This window comes from Candidatus Pelagibacter bacterium nBUS_25, from assembly GCF_051200975.1.
Classification (GTDB): domain Bacteria; phylum Pseudomonadota; class Alphaproteobacteria; order Pelagibacterales; family Pelagibacteraceae; genus Pelagibacter.
Window position 1 is genome coordinate 982275 of the sequence record NZ_CP172846.1, and the last position, 24715, is coordinate 1006989.

The window sequence follows — 24715 nt, forward strand, 5'->3', positions numbered from 1 at the left end:
CTATTTAATTTTATCAATATCATTTATGTTTTTCAATGAATTATCAAATTCATTCATATTTTCTCTTAGCGCTAGAGTAAAAATTGAATAAATCATTATTAATAATAAAACTAAAGGCAATGATGTAATTATTGAGGCATTATTTTTAATCAAGAGAATATAAAAAACTATAAATAATGCTGAACGTATTAAGACAGTTTTTTTAAAAATACTAATTATTGATAAAGAATGTTTTAGTAAATTAAAAAAACTCATCTTTGATGGTCCAAAATATCTAGTTCCTCTAATTGAAGGTATTGATAATAGGTCTTTTTCTACTTTTTTTAATGAGCCTGAAAAACTATTCCAAGTTGCTTTTTCATTAATCATTTTTTCAACTGTTGATTTTGACAAACAAGTAAAGTTGCCAAATTTAATAGATTGATTGGTAAAAACTAAAGTTAAAATTTTATGTGCCCGATAGCATGTCCTAAATATTAAACTTTCAGATCTTTTTACTCTTTCACCAGTTATACTTTTGTCTTCTGTTTGATTTGCAATTTGTATAAAATTTTTTATTTCTTCAGGTCTATCTTCACCATCTCCATCCATGGGTATTACATAATCAAATTCTTTTTTTTCAAAAATATATTTAAGTCCAGAAGCAATACATCTTGCATGACCTCTGTTTTCTTTCATATTTATAATTTCAATTGAATTAATATTTTCAGTATTTTGATACTTATCGATTATTTGTTGAGAAGATGCATCGTTAATAATAATAACTGATATCTCGGCATTAAGACTTTTAGCTTCTGAGTTAATATCTTCAATTAACTTAGTTAAACTTTCTCTATCATTATAAATTGGGATTAGAATTATATACTTTTTCATATTTATCTTGAGCCAACACAAACATTATCAAGACACATATAGTCTTTCAATTGATCAAGTTTTTCTCTTACAATAATTCCTTCCCAAACAGGTCTTGATTGAAGATGATATGATAAATTGCCAGCATTCCATTCATTTCCATAAACTACGTTTATCTTAGTATTAAACTGCTGATCCCAAGCATACTTTGTTTTTAAGGCAATTCCTTTGCCAGGATAATCAGTCCTTTTATCTTCTTTTGATAATGAGACATATGCATAAAATATTGGAGATAAAAAAAATAGAAAAATAAATCCAACCATGAATGGTTTTAGCTTTTTGAAGTTTATTTGAGCTTGAAATAAATAAACAAATAAAGTTCCAAAAAATAAATAAAACGGTGTCATCCACATTGTTCTAATTTTAGAACCAATAACTACTGAAGTTAAAAACATTAATATGATGGGAAGAATATTAATAAATAATAAAAAAAGTAGCTTCTTATCTTTAAAATTAAACTTAAATTTTATTTTTTTTACTAACAACCAAACCAAAACTAAAAATGGAATTAGTAATCCGATTTGTTTTGTCAAAAAAATAAATGGAAATTTAATATGGTCAAATACACTAGATTGCTCTAATCCAGTTCTTGCAAGTCCATATGTTATTGTAATAAATTCATTGTTATTAAGCCAGATTAAATGAGGTACTAAAATTATCAAAAATACTTCTAGTGTTATTAAATATTTAAAATCAAATTTTCTATCTTTCTTTATAAAAATTAAATACATGAATAATAGATCTATTGAAGCTAAAAGATAAACAAATAGATATTTGGATAAAAAACCAAAGGCTGCAAATAATCCAACTAAAAAACAATCAGAAAATTTTACCTCTTTGCTATTATAAATTTTCCATGAATAATAAACTGTAGCTGACCAAAATGGGAGTTGGCAAACATTCACATTAAATTCAGGAGTTGTAAAATTATAGAAATAGATAGCTTCAATAAGTAAAACTGAAATTAAACCTAATAAATTATTGTTAAAAATTTCTTTAGAAAATTTAAATACATAATAAAAAGAAATAAGTACAAAAATTTGACTAAGCAAATAATAAGCCCAATCTTGAGAGCCAAAAATTTGATAAAAAACTTCTGGAAAAAATGCACTCATTGGTGGATGTTTGTTAAATCCCCAATCTAAATTACTTCCCCAAGCTAATGCTTCAATGGTATCCAGTGGTAAATTGTGATTAGTTATAGATGGAACTAAAGTCCAAAATATTAGATGCGATATAACGAAAATATAAAAAATATTATTTATATTTCTGTTGTTATTGGTCATTTATAAAACATTTATAACAATTCAGCTTGCTTGACACCTCTAATTTGCTAAATATACTGCGAAAATTCAAATTTAAACAATGCCAAAGACTACTAAAACTATAAAAAAAGTTTCTAAGCCTAAATCAAAAGTTGTTAAACCAAAAACAAAAGTTGCGGCCAAACCTAAAGTTGCAGCTAAGGCTCCAATAAAAATTTCGAAAACTTACGTGCCAAAAGATACTGAAAAATATATGTGCGAAAAACATAAGGTGTTTTTCAGAATGAGATTAACGGAATGGAAAAAAGATTTAGTTAAAGCCAATAATGAGGCACTTTACTTTGGAAGTATGGACGATAATAGCATTTCTGCTGATGTTGTGGATCAAGCAAGTTCATACACTGATAAAAATGTAGAGATGAAGGCTATTAATAGACAAATTAAGTTAATATCTGAAATTGACAAAGCTTTGGCTAGAATTAGAGAAGATATTTATGGTTACTGCTTAGATACAGCAGAACCAATCGGATTAAAAAGGTTAATAGCAAGACCTGTTGCAAAATACACTATTGCCGCACAAGAAAAGCATGAAAAAAATGAAAAAGTTCATGCAGATGACTAAATTTATAATTAATCAAAATTAATTGAATCTCCAGTACTGATTTCACCATCATCTAAAGCTGTTAAAAATACACCCATATCAAAATGATTGTAAGTTTTTTTCAATAGCTGAAGTAAATCAAAAGAATTATCATCTGTTTGAGGTTTAAGATTGATTGCAACACATCTTGGAATATTTTTTTCAACTTTAAAATGAACATTGTTAATTCTTATTACCTTACTTAACCATTCTCTTTCCTCCCAAGGTTTAACTCCATCGATATAAATATTGCCTCTAAATATTTGCTGTTCTACCTCTTGATTAATTTTTTTTTCAAAATCTTTGATGCTTTGGATGTTTAAAAGAGAGATCGAGTTAGTAAAATTAATTTTTTTTGAAATAGATGTGTCAAAAAAAGGAAAGTTTTCATTTCTCATTAAAACTAGAGGTTGTTTTAAAGATTTTTCCAGTTCTGCAATTTTATCAGATAACTTTTGACGCTCAGTAAGCTGACTTACGTCAATGGTAAGTACTTTTTTATCTTTAAGGAATAATGTTAACTCATTATCTTCAAATATAAAATTATATTTATTTAGAACTGGTGAATTTTTAAGAGTTAAAATTTTATTCCACTTATCTTTTCTTTCATTGGGTTTTTTTTCAAATAATTTTACCTCATCTAAATTAAGGTTTTTAGAAAATGCAAAATTTCTATCTCCCTCAATTCCAATGTTTTTTTTAATTTTACATTTATTAATTTTTTGAAATGATAAAGATTTTACTGGGCAATAATTTAGAGATGAAATTTTTATATTCATAAAGTGATCTTAGAATAAAACTCAACTTAAAGAAAATTAATAAAAATTAATTAAAAAGATAGTTATTTATAATTAGAGCTTTGGAATTTGTGAGCCATTATTGTAAAGATCATAGCCCTTTATAACTGCATCACGGTTTGATATTTCTAAATACCATCTAGATAAATTCTTGTAATTTTTTAATCCAATATCGTGCCACTCATGTCTTGCAAACCAAGGGAAAGTTGCAATATCAGCAATTGTATATTTTTCTCCTGCTAGGAATTTTGTGTCTTTCAATCTATTGTCTAATTCCTTATATATTCTCTTTGCGATTTTAAAATATCTCTCTTCACCAAATTCACTTTTACCAGGATTATAATGATGAAATTGATGATGCTGTCCTATCATTGGTCCAATAGTTCCCATTTGTGCCATCAACCATTGATTTATTTTTAATCTGTCTTGTTGTTCGTAAAACTTTCCACTTTTTTCGCCTAGGTACATAAGAATTGCCCCAGACTCAAAAATGCTTTCTTTATTATCATGGTCAGTAATTACAGGGATTTTACTAAAAGGACTTAACTTTATAAATTCTGGTTTAAATTGTTCGTCTTTACTTATGTCTACTTTGGTTACTTTGTAATCATAACCAATCTCCTCAAGCATAATAGAAATTTTTTTACCATTTGGAGTATCAGCCGTAAAAAGCTCTATCACTTCTTAACACCTAATCTTTCTTGAGCAGCTTTTGATGTGGTTGTAAATTCAAATCTTAATTTTTCATCAGGTTTTGCATACTTAAAACATCCTCTTGCAGCTAATGCGCCCTCATGAAAACCTGAAAGAATTAATTTAAGTTTTCCGGGGTATGAACAGATATCACCAATTGCAAATATACCATCTATATTTGTCTCAAAATTTTCTGTGTTAACTGTAATTGTTTTTTTATCAATGTTTAATCCCCAATTTAAGATAGGACCAAGTTGCATAATTAATCCAAAAAAACCAAGCACATAATCTGTTTTTAATTCTTTTACTTCTCCGTCGTCGTGTTTAATTTTAACTAGATCAATATTTTTATCTCCTGAAACTGAGTCTATTTGATATTTTGTATATAGGTTAAGTTTTCCTTGATCATTTAACTCTTTAAGTTTTTGGACACTAGATTCTGCTCCACTAAAACCATCCCTTCTATGAATTAGATTTACCTTAGATGTGTTGGAAAGTTCTATTGCCCAATCAAGTGCTGAGTCTCCACCACCAAATATGGAAATTGTTTTGTCTTTAAAGACTGTCTTATCTTTAATTGAATAAAATAATGAACTACCCTCAAATTTTTCACATTCTTTCAAAGGAAATTTTCTAGGCTCAAATGACCCAACACCACCCGCAATAACAATGCTTGCTACATCAAACTCTTGATTACCACTTGTTTTAACATGCCATCGATTTTCAACTTTTTTGAGCTCTTCCACTCTTTCATTTAAGTGAGTTTTTACATTAAAAGGTTTTATTTGTTTTAAAAGATTGTTGGTTAATTCTTCTCCAGTACATTCAGGTACAGCTGGAATATCATAAATTGGTTTATCTGGATAAAGTTCAATACATTGGCCACCAGCTTTATCAAGATTATCAACTATCTCACAACTTAATCCAATGATCCCTAATTGATGAGCACAAAACAAACCTGTTGGTCCTGCTCCAATTATCAATACATCTGTTTTATTCATCTAACCTTGTTTTGATGGAATGTTTACAACTAGACCATCTAATTCATCTGAAACAATTAGCTGACAACTTAATCTGCTATTTTGTTTTGGCTCAAAAGCCATATCCAACATATCTTCTTCACCATCTTCTTTGGCTGGAAGTTTATCTTTCCACTCTTCATTTACATACACATGACATGTTGCACACGCCATTCCACCTCCACAATCAGCATCAATTCCTGGAATATCATTTTGAACTGCACCCTCCATTACTGTTAATCCATTTTGAACATCGATTGTGTGTGTTTTGCTGTCGTGAGTATTATATGTAATTTTTGCCATGGACTATATATAGGTTTTTATTTAGATAGAACAAGTGAGTAAAATCATACCAAGTCTATTTTCAGACATTTTGTAATTGAGGTATATCTTTTCTTATAAAATAACTCGCATCTTCTTTCTGTTTAATCAATGCTGGAATTATTTCTTTGTATGCTTCTATCAGCCCATTATTTGGTTTAGGCAATTGATCTTTTATATGGTGGTGAAGTTTATCTAAGTTATATGAAGGGACTGTTGGAAACATATGATGTGTCAAATGGAATTCCATTTTCCAATATAAAAAGCTTAATATTGGATTTAGATACATTTCTCTTGATGAAAATCTGTGATCTTTAACATTTCTTGCAAGTCCCGCATGTTGCGTAAATGCAACAAGTTTGTGTAAAGTTTTTCCATAAAATTGTGGCAATAAAAAATAAAGCATCGGTAGCCAAGATGACGCTAGTATTGACCATAAAATAATTAACAACCAAATTGCAACATAAATTCTTGAACTAAAAATTACTTTTGCTTGTGCTTTTTCAGGAATACAGTCTTCCATTACTTTTGTTTTAACTCCAAATGCATGTTGAATAATTTCATATGAAATATGTTTTTTAAAAAATATTAAATCTAAAAACGGAATTATATTTATAATTAATCCTTTTGGAGTTTCTTTTAAATTGTTTCCATATTCAATTTCATGATCAAAAGGATTTTCAGTTGAATAAGTATTGCCATGATGAACAAAATGAGTGTATCTCCATCTGATTGGTTCAAAATTAGCCATATAAGATGAAATATAATAAAAAATTTCATTTAAAAATTTTGATTGAAAGGCAGTTTTATGACCCGTCTCATGCCACAATGGATTTGAAAATGAATAGATGTTTCCATACACTAAAAACCAAAACACCGACCACCAGGTCCCCCAAGTTAAATACGCCAAACTTCCAGTTAAAATTAATAAACCAAAAAAAAGAGAGATATGTTGTAAACCTTTTATGTCAGATTTTTTTGAAAGCTCTTTAAGAACTTCAATATCGACTTTACACTTGTGCCATTTGTCTAGATTAACTTCCATAGCTTAAATTATTGCAGGCAAAAAAAAAGGGCAAGTACAAAATTGTACCTGCCCTTAATTTAAACTTTTAAGTAAAACTACTTAGCTCTACCAGGTTGTTGCATTGCTGCTGCCCAAATGATTAGACCGAAAGCGATCTTGTTCAAAAAGTCAGCTGCGTTGTAAATCACGTTAAGTGAGTTAGCGTCTACTCCACCTGTTAGGTAACCAAAAATGTAACCTAATGGGTAAATAGCCCAACCTACAGTAACGATCATTCTCATTGCACCAAAAGCAGTTACAAGTGCTTTGTTACCACTTTTTGCTGCTCTCTTACCTGCTTCACCAGAGAATACTTCATAAAGAATGTATACCCAACCAGCCATACCGATAATGAAACCAAGTGTAGCGTTGATGTATCCTGCTTCTCCTAAGTATCCACCTACTAGCATTACTAATGTACCAAGCATCAATCTCCAGAAAATTCCTGAATCTGCTTTGTTTACTGCTGATAGAACAAAATAGAATTCTAGCATTAGTAATGGAACTGTAATTAACCAGTCAATGTATCTGTAAACAGTTGGTGAATCACCAGTCATGATCCATACATCTCTCATGTACATGTAGTGTACGAATGCAATACCAGTTACTAGACCAGCAACCGTCATTGAAACTCTCCATCCAGCTGGAACCGAACTTCTTTCTAAGAAAAAGAATACAGTGGCAGCTAAACAAGCCATTGATACTAACCAAAATGAAATACCTACGAAATCATCTTGAGCTAACATAACGGTCTCAGCGTTTGCTACACCTGTAACACCCATTAGGGCAACAGCTGTAAGAGCAAACAATTTAAGTTTTTTCATAAAAAAACTCCCTCTTTAGTTAGTTTTTATTTATTTAGTTTATATAAACTAAGTTCGAGTTACCTCGAACAAAGATTTTGGTTAGATAGCAAATAAATTTAGATTTATGAAGAGTTAATTACTGTTAATTTACATTGATTTTACTTATTTTTTAAAATTAAATACAATTTGTGATTTAAAAACCAACAAAAAATAAGAATTCGAATCAAAAATTATGTCAGAGAAATTTCAAAAAATTTACGAACAATCTATAAATAATCCTGAAAAATTTTGGCAAGAAGCATCTAATGATATCTTTTGGTTTAAAAAACCTAGTAAAATTTTAAATAAATCTAATCCTCCCTTTTATAAATGGTTTGAAGATGGTGTGACCAACACTTGTTATAATGCTTTAGATATCCATATTGATCAAGGTAGAGGAAAAAAAACTGCTCTTATCTATGATAGTCCAATTACAGGAAATAAAAGTCAATTCTCATACGAAGAACTAAGATCAAAAGTTTCAAAATTTGCAGGAGCACTAACTGCACAAGGAGTTACTAAAGGTGATCGGGTGATTATTTACATGCCAATGATTCCTGAAGCAGTTATTGCAATGCTAGCTTGTGCTAGGATTGGAGCAATACACTCAGTGGTCTTTGGTGGCTTTGCTTCTAACGAACTTGCAAGCAGAATAGATGACAGTAAAGCAAAATTATTAGTCACAGCTTCATGTGGTTTTGAGCCCGGAAGAACTGTTGAATACAAACCTTTGGTGGATGAAGCTGTTAAACTTGCCAATCATAAAATTAATAAAATGATTTTATTTCAAAGACCAGGTCATGAAGTAAAATTAAATGGTCCAATTGAAGTTAGTTGGGATGAAGTTGTTTCAAATGCATCAAATGCTGATTGTGTTGAAATGAATTCAAATGAACTTGCTTATATTTTATATACCTCTGGTACAACCGGTACCCCCAAAGGTATAGTCAGAGATATAGGTGGCCACATAGTTGCTCTAAAATGGACTATGAAAAATATTTATAATATTGATACTGATGATATTTGGTGGTCAGCAAGTGATATTGGTTGGATTGTAGGACACTCTTATATTGTTTATGCTCCATTATTTAAAGGTTGCACTACAGTATTATTTGAAGGTAAACCAGTTGGTACTCCTGATGCTGGAACTTTTTGGAAAATTATATCTGACTATAAAGTTAAATCTCTTTTTACAGCTCCTACTGCTTTTAGAGCTATTAAAAAAGAAGACCCTGAAGGTAAGTTTTTTTCAAAGTATGATTTAAATAATTTTGAAAGCTTATTTCTTGCAGGAGAAAGAGCAGATCCAGACACAATTAAATGGGCAGAAAATTTATTAAAAGTTCCTGTAATTGATCATTGGTGGCAAACTGAAACTAGTTGGGCGATTAGCTCTAATTGCACTGGAATTGAAATGATGGAAACCAAATATGGTTCAGCCTGTAAAGCAGTGCCTGGTTATGATGTTAAGATCATTAAACCCGATCAAACTTTAGCGAAACCAAATGAAATGGGTGATATCGTGGTTAAACTTCCACTGCCTCCAGGAACTTTTCCAACGTTATGGAATGCAGATAAAAGATATAAGGAAAATTATATGTCAAATTATGAGGGTTATTACCAAACTTATGACGCAGGTCACATTGATGACGATGGTTATATTTGGATTATGTCTAGAACAGATGACATTATAAATGTTGCAGGTCATAGACTATCAACTGGTGCTATTGAAGAAGTTTTATCTGAACATCAATCAGTTGCTGAATGTGCGGTGCTTGGAATTGCAGATAAATTAAAAGGACAACTTCCTATTGGGCTTGTTGTTTTAAAATCTGGAGTAGATAAAGATAATGAAACGATTTCTAAAGAGTGTGTGCAAATGGTTAGAGATAAAATCGGACCTGTTGCAGCATTTAAAGTTGTAATTGTTATTAAAAGATTACCAAAAACAAGATCTGGTAAAATTTTAAGAGGAACTATTAGAAAAATTGCTGATGGTGTTAAATATAAAGTGCCTCCTACAATTGATGATCCTGTAATCCTTGACGAGATTAAGCAAGACCTAATTGATAACAAAATTCTAAATAATGATTAAAACATATTTTTTTTTATCTATTGCAATATTTTGTGAGGTAGCTGGAACAATGTTATTGCCAGTATCACAAAATTTTACAAAAATTATACCAACAGTTTGTCTTGCAATATTTTATCTTGCTTCGTTCTATTTAATGACTTTTGTTATGGATAAACTTCCGATAGCGATTGTGTACGCAACATGGAGTGGACTTGGTGTGTTTACAATAGCAATACTTGGGTACATATTTTTTAAACAAACTTTAGCTTGGCAGGCTATTTTTGGATTATTTCTAATTGTTATTGGGGTTATTCTAGTAAACAGCTTTACAGTAAAGCTTAGCTAAATTTCAAAGGTGTTCCATCAGGGTCACCTAGTATCTTACCATCTTGCATCTTAATTTTTCCAGCAATGATAGTTGAAGTTGGAGTTCCTTTAAATTTATATCCATTAAATGGAGTCCAACCACATTTACTCTCAATATTTTCATTTTTAATTTCAATTGTTTTATTCATATCGACAATTGTAAAATCAGCATCATAACCTTCTTTAATAAAACCTTTGTTTTGAATTCCAAAAATCTTAACTGGGTTTTCACATACTAAATTCATTAGTTGATTAAGAGAAAGCTTTCCATCGTTAACATGATTAAGCATAATTGGCATTAAGGTTTGAACTCCAGGCATACCAGATGGTGAATTAGGATAACTTTTTTCTTTATTTTCTCTTAAATGCGGAGCGTGATCTGAACCTATTGTGTCGTTCATATTGTTTCGCACACCATACCACAATCTATCATAATGAGATTTGTCTCTTAAGGGTGGATTCATTTGAGCGTAAGTTCCAAGTTTGTCATAACAGTCAGGAGCATAAATTGTTAAATGCTGTGGAGTTATCTCAAAGGTAATATTACCTTTATGTTGAGATAAAAAATCAATCTCTTCTTTTGTTGTTATGTGAAGAATATGTGCTTTTTTCTTATGTCTTTCTGCAATTCTAACAATTCGTCTTGTTGAGGATATTGCGCATTCTGCACTTCTCCAAACAGGATGAGAATGAACATCACCATCTTTGATTAATTTTTTATTAACATTTAAAATTGCTTCATCTTCAGAGTGAACCGCAACAACTTTTGAACTATTTTGAAAAACCTTATCAATATCATCTTCCTCCGCAACCAAAAGGTTTCCAGTTGAAGACCCTGCAAAAAGTTTAATTCCACAACAACCCTCTAAATCTTTTAAACTTGCTAAATCATTTGCATTGTCTGCAGTTGCACCAAAATAAAATGCATAATTGCAATACATTCTATTTTTTGCGAGGTCCAATTTTCTTTGAAATTCTTTCATATTAGAAGTTGGTGGATTAGTGTTAGGCATTTCAAATACACTAGTAATTCCTCCAGCAATTGCAGCTCTACTTCCAGAATGCAAATCTTCTGTATCTGTTGATCCTGGTTCTCTAAAATGCGTTTGAGTATCTATACATCCTGGTAAAACAGTTTGGCCTTGAGCATTAACTGTTTCCTTGGCGTCATCTGAAATTTGACCAATTTGATGAATTTTACCATCTTTAACAGCAACATCTACATCTTTCAATTCACCATCAATATAACATTTTCCGTTTTTAATTATTAGATCTAACATTTATGAAAAAAGTAATTATATTAAAATCATCAATCAATCAAATATGAATATTAAAAATGTATATATTTTGGATGACAGAGCCATTCTGTACTTAAACGGCGAGGATACAAAAGAGTTTCTTCAAAATTTAATTAGTAATGACATTAACAAAGTAAATCAAAATAATAGCTGCTTTTCTTCTTTGTTATCTCCCCAAGGTAAATTCTTATATGAGTTTATAATAGTTAAACACAAGTCTGGTTACATAATTGATTGTGAAAAATCTCAAGTAGATGGATTATATAAGCAATTAAGTATTTATAAACTAAGATCAAAAGTTGAAATTCTAAATCTTAGTAATGAATTTGTGGTCGCTGCTTTTTCTCATGAAAAATTCCTAACTTTTAAAGAAGCAAAAGATATTTCTGGGTTTACTTTAAAATATAGAGAAGATCCTATTTTTTTAGATCCAAGAAATAAACAATTAGGAGCAAGATTAATTATTAATTTAGAAAAACTTTATTTATCTCTAAAGAAATTAGACTTGTATGATGCAAATATGAATGAATATCACTCATTTAGTCATAAACTTGGAATAGTCCCAAAGGATTTAAACAAATTACAAAATAAATTATTTGGAATTGAATGTAATTATGAAGAATTAAATGGAATTGATTTTAAAAAAGGTTGCTATGTCGGGCAAGAAAATACAGCTAGAATTAAATTAAAAAATAAGCTTTCAAAAAGATTATTGCCAATAAATATTGTTAAAGGTGAATTAACTGAAGGTGAAAGTATTTATTATAATGATAATGAAATTGGCAAAGTATTAATAGATAAACAATATCCATTTGCTTTAATTAAATACTTAGATGAAAATTTTAATGAAAAAGCTAATTTTAATACAAAAAACGCTATAATTAAGATTGAAAAACCAAATTGGATAAAATCTTAAATAATTATTTCACTTCAAAAATATTTTTTATAATATTAAGAGACTCGGTTGCAGCCTTATCGTTATATTTTATAGTGCTTTTAATATCACAACATTCAGAGTAATAATTTTTTCTATAATTTTCATCTTTTAAAGAAAAATATGACCATCCATTAGGCTCTGTAGTATCAAAAACACCTTCTCCTATATCATATCTTGGATACGATGAATCTAGTTTACTTAAAACAAATTCTTTTTTCATCTCACTAAAAGATTTCATTGTTATTGGACTTTTTAATTCTTTCCAATCAAATCGATGAGTGGCTTCTGGAAAAACTTTGAGCACTGCATTCCCATTATTTTCTTTAATTTTTTTTACATAGTCCTCACAAAACTCATAAGGCGTTAATCTATCTTTTTCACCGACTAAAATATAAAGAGGTGCTTTGGTTGTCTTAATGTTTTTGTGTAAATAACATAACGGGTAATAAGCGATGTGCGCCATAAACCTATTTTTTGGTTTAATAATATCTATAAAAAAATTTTGATGAGTATTTATTACTGCCATTGCACCATAGCTAAACCCCATTACTGCTATTTTATTTTTATCAATTCTTCGGTCTTTGGCTATCTTATCAAGTGCAGCATACGCATCTATAGTCGCAGCCTCTTCAGATACCTCGTAGTGCCATTGGTTTTCAATTCCTCTGGATCTGAACGTTTGAATATCAAGAATAGCTATACCTAGATTATTAAAGTATTCAAAATGATGGCTGGGTACAAAACCCATAGATGGATGCAAGGTAATAATCAAAGGAATTTTTTTTTTATTTGTTTGTGGAATATATAAATCACCATAAACTTTTTGTTTTTTTAACCTCTTTAAACCCCCAAGCATTTCTTTAGCTGTTTTGGGTGAAAAACTATTAAATTTTACAATTTCGCTACTACAAATAAATTTACTATCTTTGAATTTATCCACTTTTATTATTTTAAGCTGAACCTCTTCTTTTTCATAGTCCCCATACGGAGAAGAGGATTTTACTGATCTTTTTGTAATATCAAAATTTTCAATTTTATCTTTATCAAATTTAATATTTATCTTTGCATTTTTTAAATCTTCCCAAAGTTTTACTGTGCCAGAGACCGAAAATTTTTTTCCGTTTTTTGATAATTTATATTTAAAATTTTTTCTATAATTTCCCTTAATTCCTTTATGGCAAGGAATATATAAATGTTCCAATTTACCTTCATTAAATTTTACGGTATCAGCGACAAGATATTCAGATTTATCTTTGTCTTTATAGGTCCATAAAAATTTATAAAAACCATCTGGTAAAAAATGTTTTTCATTTGCTTGGGAGTTGCTAAAGATGAAAAAAACTAAAGATATTGTAATAAAAATATTTTTCATGTTCTAATGCAAGTTATGCTATTTCTAAATTTTTATCAAAAAATTTAATCAAATTTACAATTTGGTGCGGTCGGAGAGACTCGAACTCTCAGGGACTAGGTCCACACGGCCCTCAACCGTGCCTGTCTACCAATTTCAGCACGACCGCAATATGTCTCATAATAAATGAATGACAAGTAACTTTCAAATTGGTAAAAAAACACTATGGAATTTACTCAAGAAGTGCAAAAAGCAACTGATCCAATTTACCAAAAGATTTCAAAGGTTATGCCTGAAATCGAATGGTCAGTGCATGCCCCATATATCCACAAAATTAACAAACTTAAAAAAGAAAAGAATGCAGTAATTCTTGCACACAACTATCAAACACCAGAAATCTATCACGGTGTAGCTGATTTCGCAGCGGACTCACTTGCTCTAGCAATTGAAGCATCAAAAACTTCTGCAGATATAATTTTAATGGCAGGAGTTCATTTTATGGCAGAAACAGCCAAACTAATGAGCCCTGAAAAAAAAGTTATATTACCAGACATGGATGCTGGCTGTTCATTATCATCATCAATTACAGGTAAAGATGTAAGATTATTGAAAGAAAAATATCCAGGAGTTCCTGTAGTTTCTTACGTTAACACATCTGCAGAAGTAAAAGCAGAAACAGATGTTTGCTGCACATCGGCTAATGCAGTTAAAATTGTAAAATCTCTTGGTGTTAAAAAAGTAATATTTTTACCTGATGATTATCTTGCAAAGTACGTTGCTTCTCAAACTGATGTGGAAATAATCTCTTGGAAAGGCATTTGTATTGTCCATGATCAGTTCAATGAAAAAGAAATACACGATATTAGAGAAAAGAACCCAGGGATTAAAATTATAGCCCATCCTGAATGTCCGCCTGAAGTTATTAATGCTAGTGATTTTGCAGGGTCAACTTCTGGCATGATTAAATATGTTCAGGATAACCAACCTAAAAAAGTAATGATGGTTACAGAATGTTCTATGAGTGATAATATTCAGGTAGAAAATCCAAATGTAGATTTTATAAAGCCATGCAACATGTGTCCTTACATGAAAAAAATTACGCTTCCTAAAATATTAGATTGCTTAGAAAATGAAACAGGCGAAATAATTATGGACAAAGATACAATTGATAAAGCTAGAGTATCAGTTGAAAAAATGGCAGCTATCGGCAGATAATTAAGTGTCAAAAATAAAACTTAGCAAAGATTTTATACGTAACACAGTTAAGAGAGCTTTAAATGAAGATCTCTACCCTTCTGGAGACATCACATCAAGTTTAGTAAAAAATAATAAAGTTATTAAAGTTAGACTTATTTCAAATCAAAATGCAATTGTTGGTGGGTTATTATTTGCAAAACAAACTTTTGATTTAATTGATAAAAAAATTAAATTTTTAATTAAAAAAAAAGATGGATCTATTGTTAGGAAAGGCTCTTTGATTGCGATTATTGAGGGGAATGCTAGAAATATTTTAATTGCTGAAAGAGTTGCTTTAAATTTTTTATCTCATATTTCAGGTATTGCTACAAAAACAAATCAATTTGTAAAACTTGCTGGTAAAAAATGTAAAATTTGTTGTACACGTAAAACAATTCCAAATATTAGAGTTATTCAAAAATATGCTGTAAAATTAGGAGGTGGTACTAACCACAGATTTAATCTTAGTGATGAATTTTTAATTAAAGACAATCATATTGCATCATCAAATATTAAAGATTTAGTTTTGTTAGCTATTAATAATAAAAAAGGAAGAAAAATTACAGTCGAAGTTGATAATTTAAAACAATTAAAAACAATTATGGGTCTTAAATTCAATACTGTTTTATTTGACAATATGAATGTTAAAAATTTAAGGACAGGTGTTAAGATCGCTAAAAAATATTACGAAACTGAAGCCTCAGGCAATATTAATCTAAAAACAGTCAAAAGCATTGCTAAAACAGGGGTGGATAGAATTTCTGTTGGAAGCATAACTCATAGTTCTGCTGCTATTGATTTAAAATTAGAAATCTAAGATACAAATTTAGACAAATCAGGTTTAAAATAATTTGGGCCCTTCATTACTTTTCCAGACTCATTATAAATAGGCTCACCTTTTTCGCCTAGTTTACTCATATTAGAGTTTTGAACCTCATCAAAACATTTATCTAAATCAATACCAAAGGCATGTCCTGCTCCATAAGTTACATATAGAATATCTGTTAGTGCATCAGCTACTTCTAGCAGATCATTATTATCCATTGCTTCTTTAAGCTCATCAAGCTCCTCCTTAATTAAATCAATCCTTAATTTATTGATTTTATCACTACTAAATGAGGGCTTAGTTTTGACCTCTTGGCCAAAAGTTTTCATAAAAGTTCCAACTTTATTAAAATTCGACATTTTGCTCCTGTAAGTTTTTTAAAATTATTGTATGTTAATAATTATTTATTACTTACAAATTAATCAATGAAATTAAGAAAAGAATTTGACAGTATTGGAAGTGTTAGTGTCCCAAATGATAAATATTGGGGTGCATCCACTCAACGATCAAACAAATTTTTTAATATTGGTAAAATTCTTGTCAATATCTCAATAATCAAATCTATAGCAATTATTAAAAGATCGGCTGCTATAGTTCATTCGAAAGATAAACTAATCAGTAATAAAATTTCTAAAGCGATTATTAAAGCTTCAGATGAAGTGATAAAAGGTAAGTTAGATGAAAACTTTCCTCTCAAAGTCTGGCAAACAGGCTCTGGAACCCAAACTAATATGAATGTTAATGAAGTAATCTCTAACCGAGCAATTGAAATTTTAGGTGGAAAAAAAGGAACCAAAAAACCAGTGCATCCAAATGATCATGTTAATAAATCACAATCAACAAACGATGTTTTTCCAACGGCAATGCACATTTCTGTGGCAGAAGAAACTTTAAAAAAATTAATACCAAGTTTAAAAATTTTAGAAAAAGAATTAAAAAGAAAATCAACTGAGTTTAAAAATATTGTAAAAATTGGAAGAACTCACTTACAAGATGCAACACCTCTTTCTCTTGGACAGGAATTTTCAGGTTATCACGTACAAGTTAAAAAAAGTATTGAGAGAATAGAGTATGCTCTTAAAGAAATTTTATATCTTGCACAGGGTGGAACAGCTGTAGGAACTGGTATAAATTCTAAAAAAAATTTTGATAAAAAGATCATTAAAGAAATTGCTAAATTTACAAAAATTCCCTTCAAACCAGCTGCAAATAAATTTGCTGAACTTGCAGCACACGATTCAATTGTTAATTTTTCGGGAACTTTAAATACATGTGCTGTAGCTTTAATGAAAGTTTCAAATGATATTAGATTTTTAGGATCAGGTCCTAGAGCAGGATACGGTGAGCTTATATTACCAGAGAATGAACCAGGTTCATCAATTATGCCAGGAAAAGTAAATCCCACTCAATGTGAGGCTGTTACTATGGTTTGTGTTAAAGTGATTGGCAATCATAATGGTATCACTATGGCTGGATCTCATGGACATTTTGAATTAAATGTTTTTAAACCTTTAATTGCACATAATATTTTACAATCAATTGATTTAATAGCAGACAGTACTCAAAATTTTGCCCTTTATTGTGTGAAGGGAATAAAAGCTAATAAGAAAAAAATCCAAGAACATTTGGACAATTCTTTAATGCTTGTTACAGCCTTAGCTCCTAAAATTGGCTATGACAATGCAGCAAAAATTGCAAAGACAGCGCTTAAAAATGATACAACACTTAAATTTGAAACATTAAAGACAGGTCTGATTAGCGAAAAAGATTACAATAAAATAGTAGATCCTAAAAAAATGATCTATCCCACATAATCATTCATTGCTTGGTTTATTAAACTTTTTAAGTAAATTTTATTTTGAAGATTGTTATCTTTTAAAATAATTTGATTTAAAGTTTTATTAACTTTTTGATTAATTGTTTCATCTACTTTAATGTCACTCAATTTAGCAATCATTTGATCAAAATTATAATTAAATCTAAACTCAATTTTTTTAATCTCTTTTCGATTATTGCGAGGTGTTTGTAAAATCCTATAAACTTCGTTGAAATCCTTAACATTAATAGAAATCAAAGCATCCAAAGTTAGATTGTTGTTATTAGCATAAAGTAAACTATCTGTTATTTTAATATCAGCATAATTTTTTAAACTAAATTTAGTTTCATTTATATCTACCAAACCCTCACTTATCTTAACATTGAGTGATAAATTAATAAGATCTTTTAAAGAAGTGGCTTTTTTTGTAATAATATTTGCATTTATATTCAAATTTTTATTATTAAGTAATCCTGTTTTTAAAAGTTGAGCCAATATGGAGTTTGAATTTAACAATTCATCTAAATTAATTCTATTTAAATTACCTGATAATTCTGAAAAAAAAGGTTTTAGGTTAATAAAACCATTGTATTTAAAATTTTGATCAAGAGATCTATCATAAAAATTAAACTTAAAAGAATTTTTTTTTAAGATGTATTTTCCTTCACCTTTATTTTGATTGTAAATAACTTTTAAAAAACCATCTTTTTCATCATTTAAATAATTTAAATTATTTTCAATATAAAGATTGATAAAATCTAAATTTATTTTACTGATAATCTTTTTTTTATTCGTATCATTTCTAATTTCAATTTTATAAGGTATATTAAAAATTTTATTATCAGCTAGTAAAATATTTTCGAAATTTTTGGTATCATAGAGGTATTTTAATTGATCAATTTTATTTATAAACAGCACATCATTTTCAATATTTTTGTAAAAGATATTACTGTTCTTAACCTTTAATGTAAAATTAGAAAAATCATTATTCAAAAGTTCAATAAAAAAATTATAGTTTTCTTTATTCAAGTTAAAATTCATTTTATCAAAAATAACTTTTTCTATTTTAATCTTATTTGGGAATAACAAATATTTAGGTGAGACATATATCTTTATCTCTCCTGAGTTTTTAACTCCATTTAAAAATGAACCATTTTCAAATTTAAAATTAGGCTTTGGAAAAAGATTATAGCTATAATTGTTTGATAAATTAAAATCTAAATTTAAATTTTTTGATAACTGATTCTTAATATTAATAACTAATTTTTTACTATTAAACAAATATGGTATGGAGAAATATGAAAAAATGGAAATAAATAAGACCAAATTTATAACAAAAATTCTTTTAAAACTAAAAAAACTTAATAATTTGTCTTTTTTAAAAATAAAATTTAATTTGTTTAAATTTTCCTTTAATAGACTATTTATAAAGTAGTTAATCTTTCTTAGGATTCTAATAAAATAATTATGCCTGTTCATAAAGCTATGAAACTTATAAAGAAATATTTTAAATGATAAACTCTGATTATTTAAAAAATCTGAATAATGCTCAAAAAGAAGCTGTATTACACTTAGATGGACCGTTATTAATTGTTGCAGGAGCAGGATCTGGAAAAACAAAGGTTTTAACCTCAAGAATTGCACATATAATCAAAGAAAAGAAAGCTTTTCCTAATCAAATCTTATCAGTAACTTTTACAAATAAAGCAGCTAAAGAAATGCAAATCAGAGTTAGTAAAATGCTTGGATCAGCTGCGACCGGGCTTTCATGGCTTGGGACATTTCACTCTATTTGTGCAAAAATATTAAGAAAACATGCTGCAGCTGCTAATTTAAATTCTAATTTTACAATTATAGATACGGATGATCAAACGAGACTTATTAAAAATATTTGTAAGAGTGAAAATATTGATATCAAGCAGTTGGCACCAAGATTTATATTAGCAATAATAGATCGTTGGAAAAATAAAGGATGTTACCCTTCTGAAGTTGTCATAAACAACAAAGATGTTTATGAAAAAACAATACTTCCACTATATAAAATTTATCAACAAAAATTAATAGATTTAAATTCGTGTGATTTTGGTGATTTAATTTTACATACAGTTAAAATTTTAGAAAACTATCCTGATATAAGACAAATTTATTCTACTAACTTTAAATATATTTTAGTTGATGAATATCAAGATACTAATTTTATTCAAAGTAAATGGTTAAATTTACTTTCTGAAAAAAATAATAATTTATGTTGTGTGGGTGATGACGATCAATCTATTTACAGCTGGAGAGGCGCAGAAATTAAAAATTTTTTAGAATTTGATCAAGTTTATAAAAACACAAAAGTAATTAGACTTGAGCAAAACTATAGATCTTCTCAGAATATTTTATCTGTTGCTTCTAACCTAATTTCAAATAACCAAAATAGAGTAGGAAAAACACTTACAACAAATATGGAAGAAGGAGATTTAGTTAAACTAAATTGCTATAAAAATGGTAAGGATGAGGCAATTGGAATTTCTGATGAAATAGAGAAAAAGTTAAAAAAAAAATACTCATTTAACGAAATAGCTATTTTAGTAAGAGCCATATTTCAAACAAGAGAATTCGAAGAAAGATTTCTTAAAATCGGTATGCCCTATAGAATTTTAGGAGGGACAAAATTTTATGAGAGAGCTGAAATAAAAGATTGTGTTGCATATTTGAGATTAATCCATCAAGAAAAAGATGATCTTGCCTTTGAAAGAGTTGTCAATAATCCTAAAAGATCAGTTGGAGATACAACTTTAAAAACTGTTCATGAATTTGGAAAAGAAAATGATTTAAGTTTAGAGTCTGCTTCAAAAAAAATGCTTGAGCAAAATTTAATTAAGCCAAAAACTAAAATAGGTCTTAGTTTTTTTCTTAATGCAATAAATAAATGGAGAAATGATCTTAATATTAAAAAGATAAGTCACATCAAATTACTGCAAATTGTTTTAGATGAGTCTGGCTACTCGGCTATGCTTAAAAATAAAAAAGATCTAGATAATGAAAATAGATTAGAAAATATAAAGGAATTATTAAGCGCGATGAAAGAGTTTGATAATTTAGAGAGTTTTTTAGAGCATGTTTCTCTTGCAACCTCAATTGATCAAGAATGGGAAGGTGAAAAAATTAATATGATGACCATGCATGCATCAAAAGGGCTGGAGTTCAATGTGATTTTTCTTCCTGGTTGGGAAGAGGGTTTATTTCCACATCAAAAATCAATCGAAGAAAAAGGTCAAAGCGGTTTAGAAGAAGAACGACGTTTAGCTTATGTTGGTATTACTAGAGCCAAAAAAAAAGCTATCATTTCTTTTTCCATGAATAGATTTTATCAAGGTGACTGGATTGATAGCATGGCCTCAAGATTTATAGATGAATTGCCAGATAAATATTTAGAAAAAAATTCTTTTTTTGAGGAAGAAGTTGACGATGGTCAAGATTTCGATTTTAATCAAGACTTTGAAATTGAAGAAGGAACAAGAAGTCCTGGATGGATAAGATATCAAAAAAGAATTAAATGAACAAAGAAGTAAAAGCTTTAAGGCAAAAATTTCACGAATATAAAATTGATGGATATGTTATACCAAAAAATGATGACTATTTTACAGAATATTCAAAAATAAATAGATTAAAAATTATTTCGAATTTTAGTGGTTCTGCTGGTTTAGCAGTTGTTTTAAAAAACAAATGTTATTTATTCACAGATGGCAGATACACCATCCAAAGTGAAATGGAGAGTGGAAAACATTTTAAAATTATTAGTTATGAAAATATAATTAATTGTAAATTATTTAAAAATTTAACATTAGGATTGGACCCAAAATTATTCACACATAAACAAGTTAAAAAATATTTTTTAAAACATAACAAAATAAAATTTTTATCAAATAATTTAATTGATGAAATTAAAACTCAAAAAATTGCTAAAAATATTCCTTTTTTTTCACTTGATGATGAAATAGTTGGAGAAAATAAAAAATCAAAAATAAATAAAATTGCAAATTACTTAAAAAAAAATAAAACTGATTATTTATTTGTAACAGCTCCTGAAAATGTTGCTTGGATTTTAAATATTAGAGGCAGTGATGGACCAAATAGTCCTATACCTAATTCTAGATTAATTATTAATAAATCAAAAAAAATTCTTTTGGTCACTGAGCAAAAAAAAGCAAAAAAATTAATTAAAGATAAAATTATTAATCAAAATCAACTGATTGCAACAAATGATCTACCAAAAAAAATTTTAGAATTAAATGGAGAAAAATTCATAATTGATGATAAATCTTGTTCAATTTTTTATGAAGATATTATTAGCTCAAAATTTATAATCTCCAAAAGAGAGGATCCAACTTATCTTTTAAAGGCAGTAAAAAATAAAACTGAAATTAATAATATGATTAAATCTCATATTTTTGATGGGGTTGCGCTAACAAAATTTATTTATTGGATAAAAAATTTAAATAAAAAAAAGATTACAGAAGTTGATGCTCAAATAAAATTAGAAAAATTTCGAAAAAAAAATAACAACTACTTATATCCAAGCTTTGAAACTATTGCAGGCTCTGGTAAAAATGGCGCTATAGTTCATTATAGAGCTAAAAAAGAAAACTGCAGAACCATAAAAAAAACGGATATCTTCTTGTGTGACTCAGGTGGTCAATATAAATATGGCACTACTGATGTTACTAGAACCATTTGCTTTACAAAACCAAAACAAAGTATCAAAAACATCTTCACAAAGGTATTAAAAGGACACATTGCTGTAGCAAATACTGATTTAAGACTAGAAAATACAGGCATAAAAATAGATAAAAGAGCCAGAAAATATTTGAACAAAAGTAAATTAGATTATGAACATGGTACTGGTCATGGTGTTGGTTTCTTTCTAAATGTTCATGAAGGCCCACAATCAATTTCCAAATTAAATAAGATTAAAATTCAAGAAGGGATGATTTTAAGTAATGAACCAGGTTATTACAAAAAAGGGTCGTTTGGTATTAGAATAGAAAATTTAGTTTTTGTTAATAAGCTTAAAAACAAAATTTATTTTGAAAATTTAACTCTTGCTCCAATAGATAAAGAATTAGTTAACTATAAACTTTTAACTAGCTTAGAAAAAAATTATCTTTTCAAATATCATTTTAATGTTTATTCAAAACTTTCAAAGTATCTTTCTCTTGATGAAAAAAAATGGCTAGCTAGTTATATTTAACATTTTCAAAAATTGATTTTGATTTAATATGGGGATTTGAAGTTCTTTAGCCTGATCTACTTTCTTTTTTGTTGGTTTGTCTCCTATGATTAAATAGTTTAATTTTTTAGTAATAGTACTTACAGAAGATCCAGAATTTTCTTCTATCAAGGATTTTACCTCTGCTCTGCTGATTCCATTCAATTTTCCTGTTACCATAAATGTTTTTTCTTTTAATAATCCATTTTTATCTTTAGTGACTGCATCTTTAATAATCAGAACTTTTTGTAATTCTTTTAGAATATTTAAATTAATTTTATTGTTAAAAAAACCTTTTACTGAATTAAGTTGAGTTTCACCAATTCCATCAATATCCAATATATCATCTAAACTTGTTCCGCTTGAAAAACTAACAAAATTTGAAAATGATTTAAAATATTTTGATAAAATTTTTGCATTTTCTACACCGATATGTCGTATACCCAAAGAGTAGATCAATTTTTCTAAAGAAATATTTTTTCTTTGATTAATTGAATATTTTAAATTTTCCATTGATTGTTTTCCCCAGCCTTCTAGGTTTTCTATTTTTTTAAAATCTAAATTAAATATATCTTGTGGTAATTTAATCAAATTAAGTTTCCAAAAATTTTCTACTATTTTCTTACCAAAACCTTCAATGTTAAAAGCTTCTTTAGAAACAAAATGTTTTAATTTTTCTATCACAATTTTTTCACACACATACCCTTCACTGGCACATCTTCTTACCGCATCCTCTTTTTTAGTAATATGATTAAATTCTTTAATAGTTTTTGAGCCACAGGATGGACATTTTTTTGGAAAAATAAATTTTATTGATTGTTTATCTCTTTTTCTTTTATCAACCGATAAAATATGCGGTATTACATCTCCAGCTCTTTCAATCGTCGCTAAATCTCCAACTCTAATATCCTTTCTATCAATTTCATCTTCATTGTGCAGAGTTGCATTGGATACTATTACACCTCCAATATTAACTGGTTTTATTTTTGCAACAGGTGTCAAAGCTCCTGTTCTTCCAATTTGAATTTCTATATTAATAATTTTAGAGATGGCTTTATTGGAGGCAAATTTATGAGCAATTGCCCATCTTGGTGCATTTGCAACATTCCCAAGTCTTTTTTGAAGTTCAAAATTATTAATTTTATAAACTATACCATCGATATCAAAATCAATTTTTGTTCTGTCTTTTTCTATATTAAAATAATTTATCAATAAATTATCAACACCTGTAACTAATTTATTTAATGGATTAGTTTTAAAGCCCCAATCGTTTAATTTATCTAAAAAATCTATTTGATTTTTTATTTTAAGACCTTTTTCAAAACCAAATGTGTAAGCAATGAATCTTAAAGGAATTTTTTTTGTATCATTTGGATTTTTTTGTCGTAATGATCCAGATGCTGCATTTCTTGGGTTAGCAAATTTTTCGTTTAAATTTTTAAAATCACTATTTTGTATAAAGACTTCACCCCTAATATCGATTTCTTCTGGAAAATCTTTTGAATGAATTTTTTTTGGAATATCTTTAATTGTTGCAAGATTAGCTGTTATGTCCTCACCTTCTTTTCCATCACCTCTGGATAAACCAATTTTAAATTCACTATTTTTGTATATTAATGAAGCTGATATACCATCTATCTTTGGTTCCGCGCTATAAGATAAATTAAAATCTGAATTTTTCGATAAAAAATTCAGTATTCTCTTTTCAAAATTAATTAAATCATCTCTTCCAAAAGCGTTTGCTAAAGATAACATCGGAACTCTATGTGCTGTCTTTAGAAAGTTTTTAGATGGCTTATATCCAACTATTTTTGAAGGTGAGTTTTTTGAATTGAGAAATGAATATTTGCTCTCTAAGATTAAAATACTATTTTTTAAATCATCATATGCTTTGTCAGTTACTGATGGTTTGCTAGCATCATAATAATTTTTATTATAATCAACTAATAACTTTATTTTTGTTTTATATTCAAATTCTATTTTCTTTTTATTCATC

22 protein-coding genes and 1 tRNA gene are annotated in these 24715 nt (G+C 28.4%); 9 read left to right on the forward strand and 14 right to left on the reverse strand.

Going from position 1 to position 24715, the window contains the following annotated elements; genetic code table 11:
* Positions 1-873, reverse strand: a complete 873-nt coding sequence (locus ACIJYH_RS05255; protein ID WP_435162593.1) for a glycosyltransferase family 2 protein — start codon at positions 871-873, stop codon at positions 1-3.
* 2 nt (positions 874-875) lie between these two features.
* A complete protein-coding gene (locus ACIJYH_RS05260; protein WP_435162594.1) occupies positions 876-2198 on the reverse strand; it encodes a glycosyltransferase family 39 protein in 1323 nt (440 codons plus the stop codon).
* Between the two features lie 79 nt (positions 2199-2277).
* Here ACIJYH_RS05260 and ACIJYH_RS05265 point away from each other — a divergent pair, with 79 nt between their 5' ends.
* Positions 2278-2799 (forward strand): TraR/DksA family transcriptional regulator, encoded by a 522-nt coding sequence (locus ACIJYH_RS05265; protein ID WP_435162595.1) that lies wholly within the window; start codon positions 2278-2280, stop codon positions 2797-2799.
* Positions 2800-2807: 8 nt separating this feature from the next.
* Here ACIJYH_RS05265 and ACIJYH_RS05270 read toward each other — a convergent pair whose 3' ends face one another.
* From ACIJYH_RS05270 to ACIJYH_RS05295, 6 genes are all read right to left on the reverse strand, one after another.
* Positions 2808-3596 (reverse strand): MOSC domain-containing protein, encoded by a 789-nt coding sequence (locus ACIJYH_RS05270; protein WP_435162596.1) that lies wholly within the window; start codon positions 3594-3596, stop codon positions 2808-2810.
* Between the two features lie 72 nt (positions 3597-3668).
* On the reverse strand, positions 3669-4295 hold the full coding sequence (locus ACIJYH_RS05275; protein WP_435162597.1) for a glutathione S-transferase family protein: 627 nt from the start codon (positions 4293-4295) through the stop codon (positions 3669-3671).
* Complete coding sequence (locus tag ACIJYH_RS05280; protein WP_435162598.1) at positions 4292-5308, reverse strand: NAD(P)/FAD-dependent oxidoreductase; 1017 nt, start codon at positions 5306-5308, stop codon at positions 4292-4294. Before ACIJYH_RS05280 ends, ACIJYH_RS05275 begins: the two co-directional genes overlap by 4 nt.
* Positions 5309-5629: a 2Fe-2S iron-sulfur cluster-binding protein gene (locus ACIJYH_RS05285; RefSeq protein WP_435087789.1), complete on the reverse strand. Its 321-nt coding sequence runs from the start codon at positions 5627-5629 to the stop codon at positions 5309-5311. It lies immediately after the preceding gene.
* 61 nt (positions 5630-5690) lie between these two features.
* The gene (locus ACIJYH_RS05290) at positions 5691-6692 is read right to left on the reverse strand and encodes a fatty acid desaturase (RefSeq protein ID WP_435162599.1); all 1002 of its coding nucleotides are present in this window, start codon (positions 6690-6692) and stop codon (positions 5691-5693) included.
* Between the two features lie 77 nt (positions 6693-6769).
* A complete protein-coding gene (locus ACIJYH_RS05295) occupies positions 6770-7537 on the reverse strand; it encodes a bacteriorhodopsin-like (RefSeq protein WP_435085334.1) in 768 nt (255 codons plus the stop codon).
* A gap of 214 nt (positions 7538-7751) precedes the next feature.
* Between ACIJYH_RS05295 and ACIJYH_RS05300 the strand changes: the two genes are divergently transcribed.
* Both ACIJYH_RS05300 and ACIJYH_RS05305 read left to right on the forward strand, forming a co-directional pair.
* Entirely contained in the window at positions 7752-9653 is a 1902-nt protein-coding gene (locus tag ACIJYH_RS05300) for a propionyl-CoA synthetase (RefSeq protein ID WP_435162600.1), read from the forward strand.
* Entirely contained in the window at positions 9646-9978 is a 333-nt protein-coding gene (locus ACIJYH_RS05305; RefSeq protein ID WP_435162601.1) for a DMT family transporter, read from the forward strand. The genes ACIJYH_RS05300 and ACIJYH_RS05305 overlap by 8 nt, the downstream gene beginning before the upstream one ends.
* Here ACIJYH_RS05305 and ACIJYH_RS05310 read toward each other — a convergent pair.
* Positions 9971-11278 carry a dihydroorotase gene (locus ACIJYH_RS05310; protein ID WP_435162602.1) on the reverse strand — a complete coding sequence of 436 codons (1308 nt, stop codon included), beginning with the start codon at positions 11276-11278 and terminating at the stop codon, positions 9971-9973. The genes ACIJYH_RS05305 and ACIJYH_RS05310 overlap by 8 nt on opposite strands.
* A 43-nt stretch (positions 11279-11321) precedes the next feature.
* Here ACIJYH_RS05310 and ACIJYH_RS05315 point away from each other — a divergent pair, with 43 nt between their 5' ends.
* On the forward strand, positions 11322-12212 hold the full coding sequence (locus ACIJYH_RS05315) for a YgfZ/GcvT domain-containing protein (protein WP_435162603.1): 891 nt from the start codon (positions 11322-11324) through the stop codon (positions 12210-12212).
* A gap of 4 nt (positions 12213-12216) precedes the next feature.
* On the opposite strand, the gene ACIJYH_RS05320 is transcribed toward ACIJYH_RS05315, so the two are convergent.
* Positions 12217-13605: a dienelactone hydrolase family protein gene (locus ACIJYH_RS05320; protein ID WP_435162604.1), complete on the reverse strand. Its 1389-nt coding sequence runs from the start codon at positions 13603-13605 to the stop codon at positions 12217-12219.
* Positions 13606-13667: 62 nt separating this feature from the next.
* Positions 13668-13753, reverse strand: a tRNA-Leu gene (locus ACIJYH_RS05325).
* A gap of 56 nt (positions 13754-13809) precedes the next feature.
* Between ACIJYH_RS05325 and nadA the strand changes: the two genes are divergently transcribed.
* Both nadA and nadC read left to right on the forward strand, forming a co-directional pair.
* Positions 13810-14799, forward strand: coding sequence for a quinolinate synthase NadA (nadA, locus tag ACIJYH_RS05330; protein ID WP_435162605.1), 990 nt, complete (start codon positions 13810-13812; stop codon positions 14797-14799).
* 4 nt (positions 14800-14803) lie between these two features.
* Positions 14804-15637 carry a carboxylating nicotinate-nucleotide diphosphorylase gene (nadC, locus tag ACIJYH_RS05335; RefSeq protein WP_435162606.1) on the forward strand — a complete coding sequence of 278 codons (834 nt, stop codon included), beginning with the start codon at positions 14804-14806 and terminating at the stop codon, positions 15635-15637.
* On the opposite strand, the gene ACIJYH_RS05340 is transcribed toward nadC, so the two are convergent.
* On the reverse strand, positions 15634-16005 hold the full coding sequence (locus ACIJYH_RS05340) for a phosphoribosyl-ATP diphosphatase (RefSeq protein ID WP_435162607.1): 372 nt from the start codon (positions 16003-16005) through the stop codon (positions 15634-15636). The genes nadC and ACIJYH_RS05340 overlap by 4 nt on opposite strands.
* A gap of 66 nt (positions 16006-16071) precedes the next feature.
* On the opposite strand from ACIJYH_RS05340, the gene fumC reads away from it, so the two are divergent.
* The gene (gene fumC / locus ACIJYH_RS05345) at positions 16072-17460 is read left to right on the forward strand and encodes a class II fumarate hydratase (RefSeq protein ID WP_435162608.1); all 1389 of its coding nucleotides are present in this window, start codon (positions 16072-16074) and stop codon (positions 17458-17460) included.
* On the opposite strand, the gene ACIJYH_RS05350 is transcribed toward fumC, so the two are convergent.
* The gene (locus tag ACIJYH_RS05350; RefSeq protein ID WP_435162609.1) at positions 17448-18743 is read right to left on the reverse strand and encodes a hypothetical protein; all 1296 of its coding nucleotides are present in this window, start codon (positions 18741-18743) and stop codon (positions 17448-17450) included. The genes fumC and ACIJYH_RS05350 overlap by 13 nt on opposite strands.
* Before the next feature lie 230 nt (positions 18744-18973).
* Here ACIJYH_RS05350 and ACIJYH_RS05355 point away from each other — a divergent pair, with 230 nt between their 5' ends.
* The gene (locus ACIJYH_RS05355; protein ID WP_435162610.1) at positions 18974-21010 is read left to right on the forward strand and encodes an ATP-dependent helicase; all 2037 of its coding nucleotides are present in this window, start codon (positions 18974-18976) and stop codon (positions 21008-21010) included.
* Positions 21007-22701, forward strand: a complete 1695-nt coding sequence (locus ACIJYH_RS05360) for a M24 family metallopeptidase (protein WP_435162611.1) — start codon at positions 21007-21009, stop codon at positions 22699-22701. Before ACIJYH_RS05355 ends, ACIJYH_RS05360 begins: the two co-directional genes overlap by 4 nt.
* On the opposite strand, the gene ligA is transcribed toward ACIJYH_RS05360, so the two are convergent.
* Positions 22684-24714 carry an NAD-dependent DNA ligase LigA gene (ligA, locus tag ACIJYH_RS05365; RefSeq protein WP_435162612.1) on the reverse strand — a complete coding sequence of 677 codons (2031 nt, stop codon included), beginning with the start codon at positions 24712-24714 and terminating at the stop codon, positions 22684-22686. The two genes, ACIJYH_RS05360 and ligA, sit on opposite strands and share 18 nt — an antisense overlap.
* Position 24715 lies beyond the last annotated feature (1 nt).

Coding starts and splice junctions, on each gene's coding strand:
- ACIJYH_RS05300 (WP_435162600.1), top strand. CDS start 7,752: ATGTCAGAGAAATTTCAAAAAATTTACGAACAATCTATAAATAATCCT.
- ACIJYH_RS05270 (WP_435162596.1), bottom strand. CDS start 3,596: ATGAATATAAAAATTTCATCTCTAAATTATTGCCCAGTAAAATCTTTA.
- ACIJYH_RS05315 (WP_435162603.1), top strand. CDS start 11,322: ATGAATATTAAAAATGTATATATTTTGGATGACAGAGCCATTCTGTAC.
- ACIJYH_RS05305 (WP_435162601.1), top strand. CDS start 9,646: ATGATTAAAACATATTTTTTTTTATCTATTGCAATATTTTGTGAGGTA.
- nadA (WP_435162605.1), top strand. CDS start 13,810: ATGGAATTTACTCAAGAAGTGCAAAAAGCAACTGATCCAATTTACCAA.
- ACIJYH_RS05320 (WP_435162604.1), bottom strand. CDS start 13,605: ATGAAAAATATTTTTATTACAATATCTTTAGTTTTTTTCATCTTTAGC.
- ACIJYH_RS05260 (WP_435162594.1), bottom strand. CDS start 2,198: ATGACCAATAACAACAGAAATATAAATAATATTTTTTATATTTTCGTT.
- ACIJYH_RS05355 (WP_435162610.1), top strand. CDS start 18,974: ATGATAAACTCTGATTATTTAAAAAATCTGAATAATGCTCAAAAAGAA.
- ACIJYH_RS05285 (WP_435087789.1), bottom strand. CDS start 5,629: ATGGCAAAAATTACATATAATACTCACGACAGCAAAACACACACAATC.
- ACIJYH_RS05290 (WP_435162599.1), bottom strand. CDS start 6,692: ATGGAAGTTAATCTAGACAAATGGCACAAGTGTAAAGTCGATATTGAA.
- ACIJYH_RS05280 (WP_435162598.1), bottom strand. CDS start 5,308: ATGAATAAAACAGATGTATTGATAATTGGAGCAGGACCAACAGGTTTG.
- ACIJYH_RS05360 (WP_435162611.1), top strand. CDS start 21,007: ATGAACAAAGAAGTAAAAGCTTTAAGGCAAAAATTTCACGAATATAAA.
- ACIJYH_RS05265 (WP_435162595.1), top strand. CDS start 2,278: ATGCCAAAGACTACTAAAACTATAAAAAAAGTTTCTAAGCCTAAATCA.
- fumC (WP_435162608.1), top strand. CDS start 16,072: ATGAAATTAAGAAAAGAATTTGACAGTATTGGAAGTGTTAGTGTCCCA.
- ACIJYH_RS05295 (WP_435085334.1), bottom strand. CDS start 7,537: ATGAAAAAACTTAAATTGTTTGCTCTTACAGCTGTTGCCCTAATGGGT.
- ACIJYH_RS05310 (WP_435162602.1), bottom strand. CDS start 11,278: ATGTTAGATCTAATAATTAAAAACGGAAAATGTTATATTGATGGTGAA.
- ACIJYH_RS05255 (WP_435162593.1), bottom strand. CDS start 873: ATGAAAAAGTATATAATTCTAATCCCAATTTATAATGATAGAGAAAGT.
- ligA (WP_435162612.1), bottom strand. CDS start 24,714: ATGAATAAAAAGAAAATAGAATTTGAATATAAAACAAAAATAAAGTTA.
- ACIJYH_RS05340 (WP_435162607.1), bottom strand. CDS start 16,005: ATGTCGAATTTTAATAAAGTTGGAACTTTTATGAAAACTTTTGGCCAA.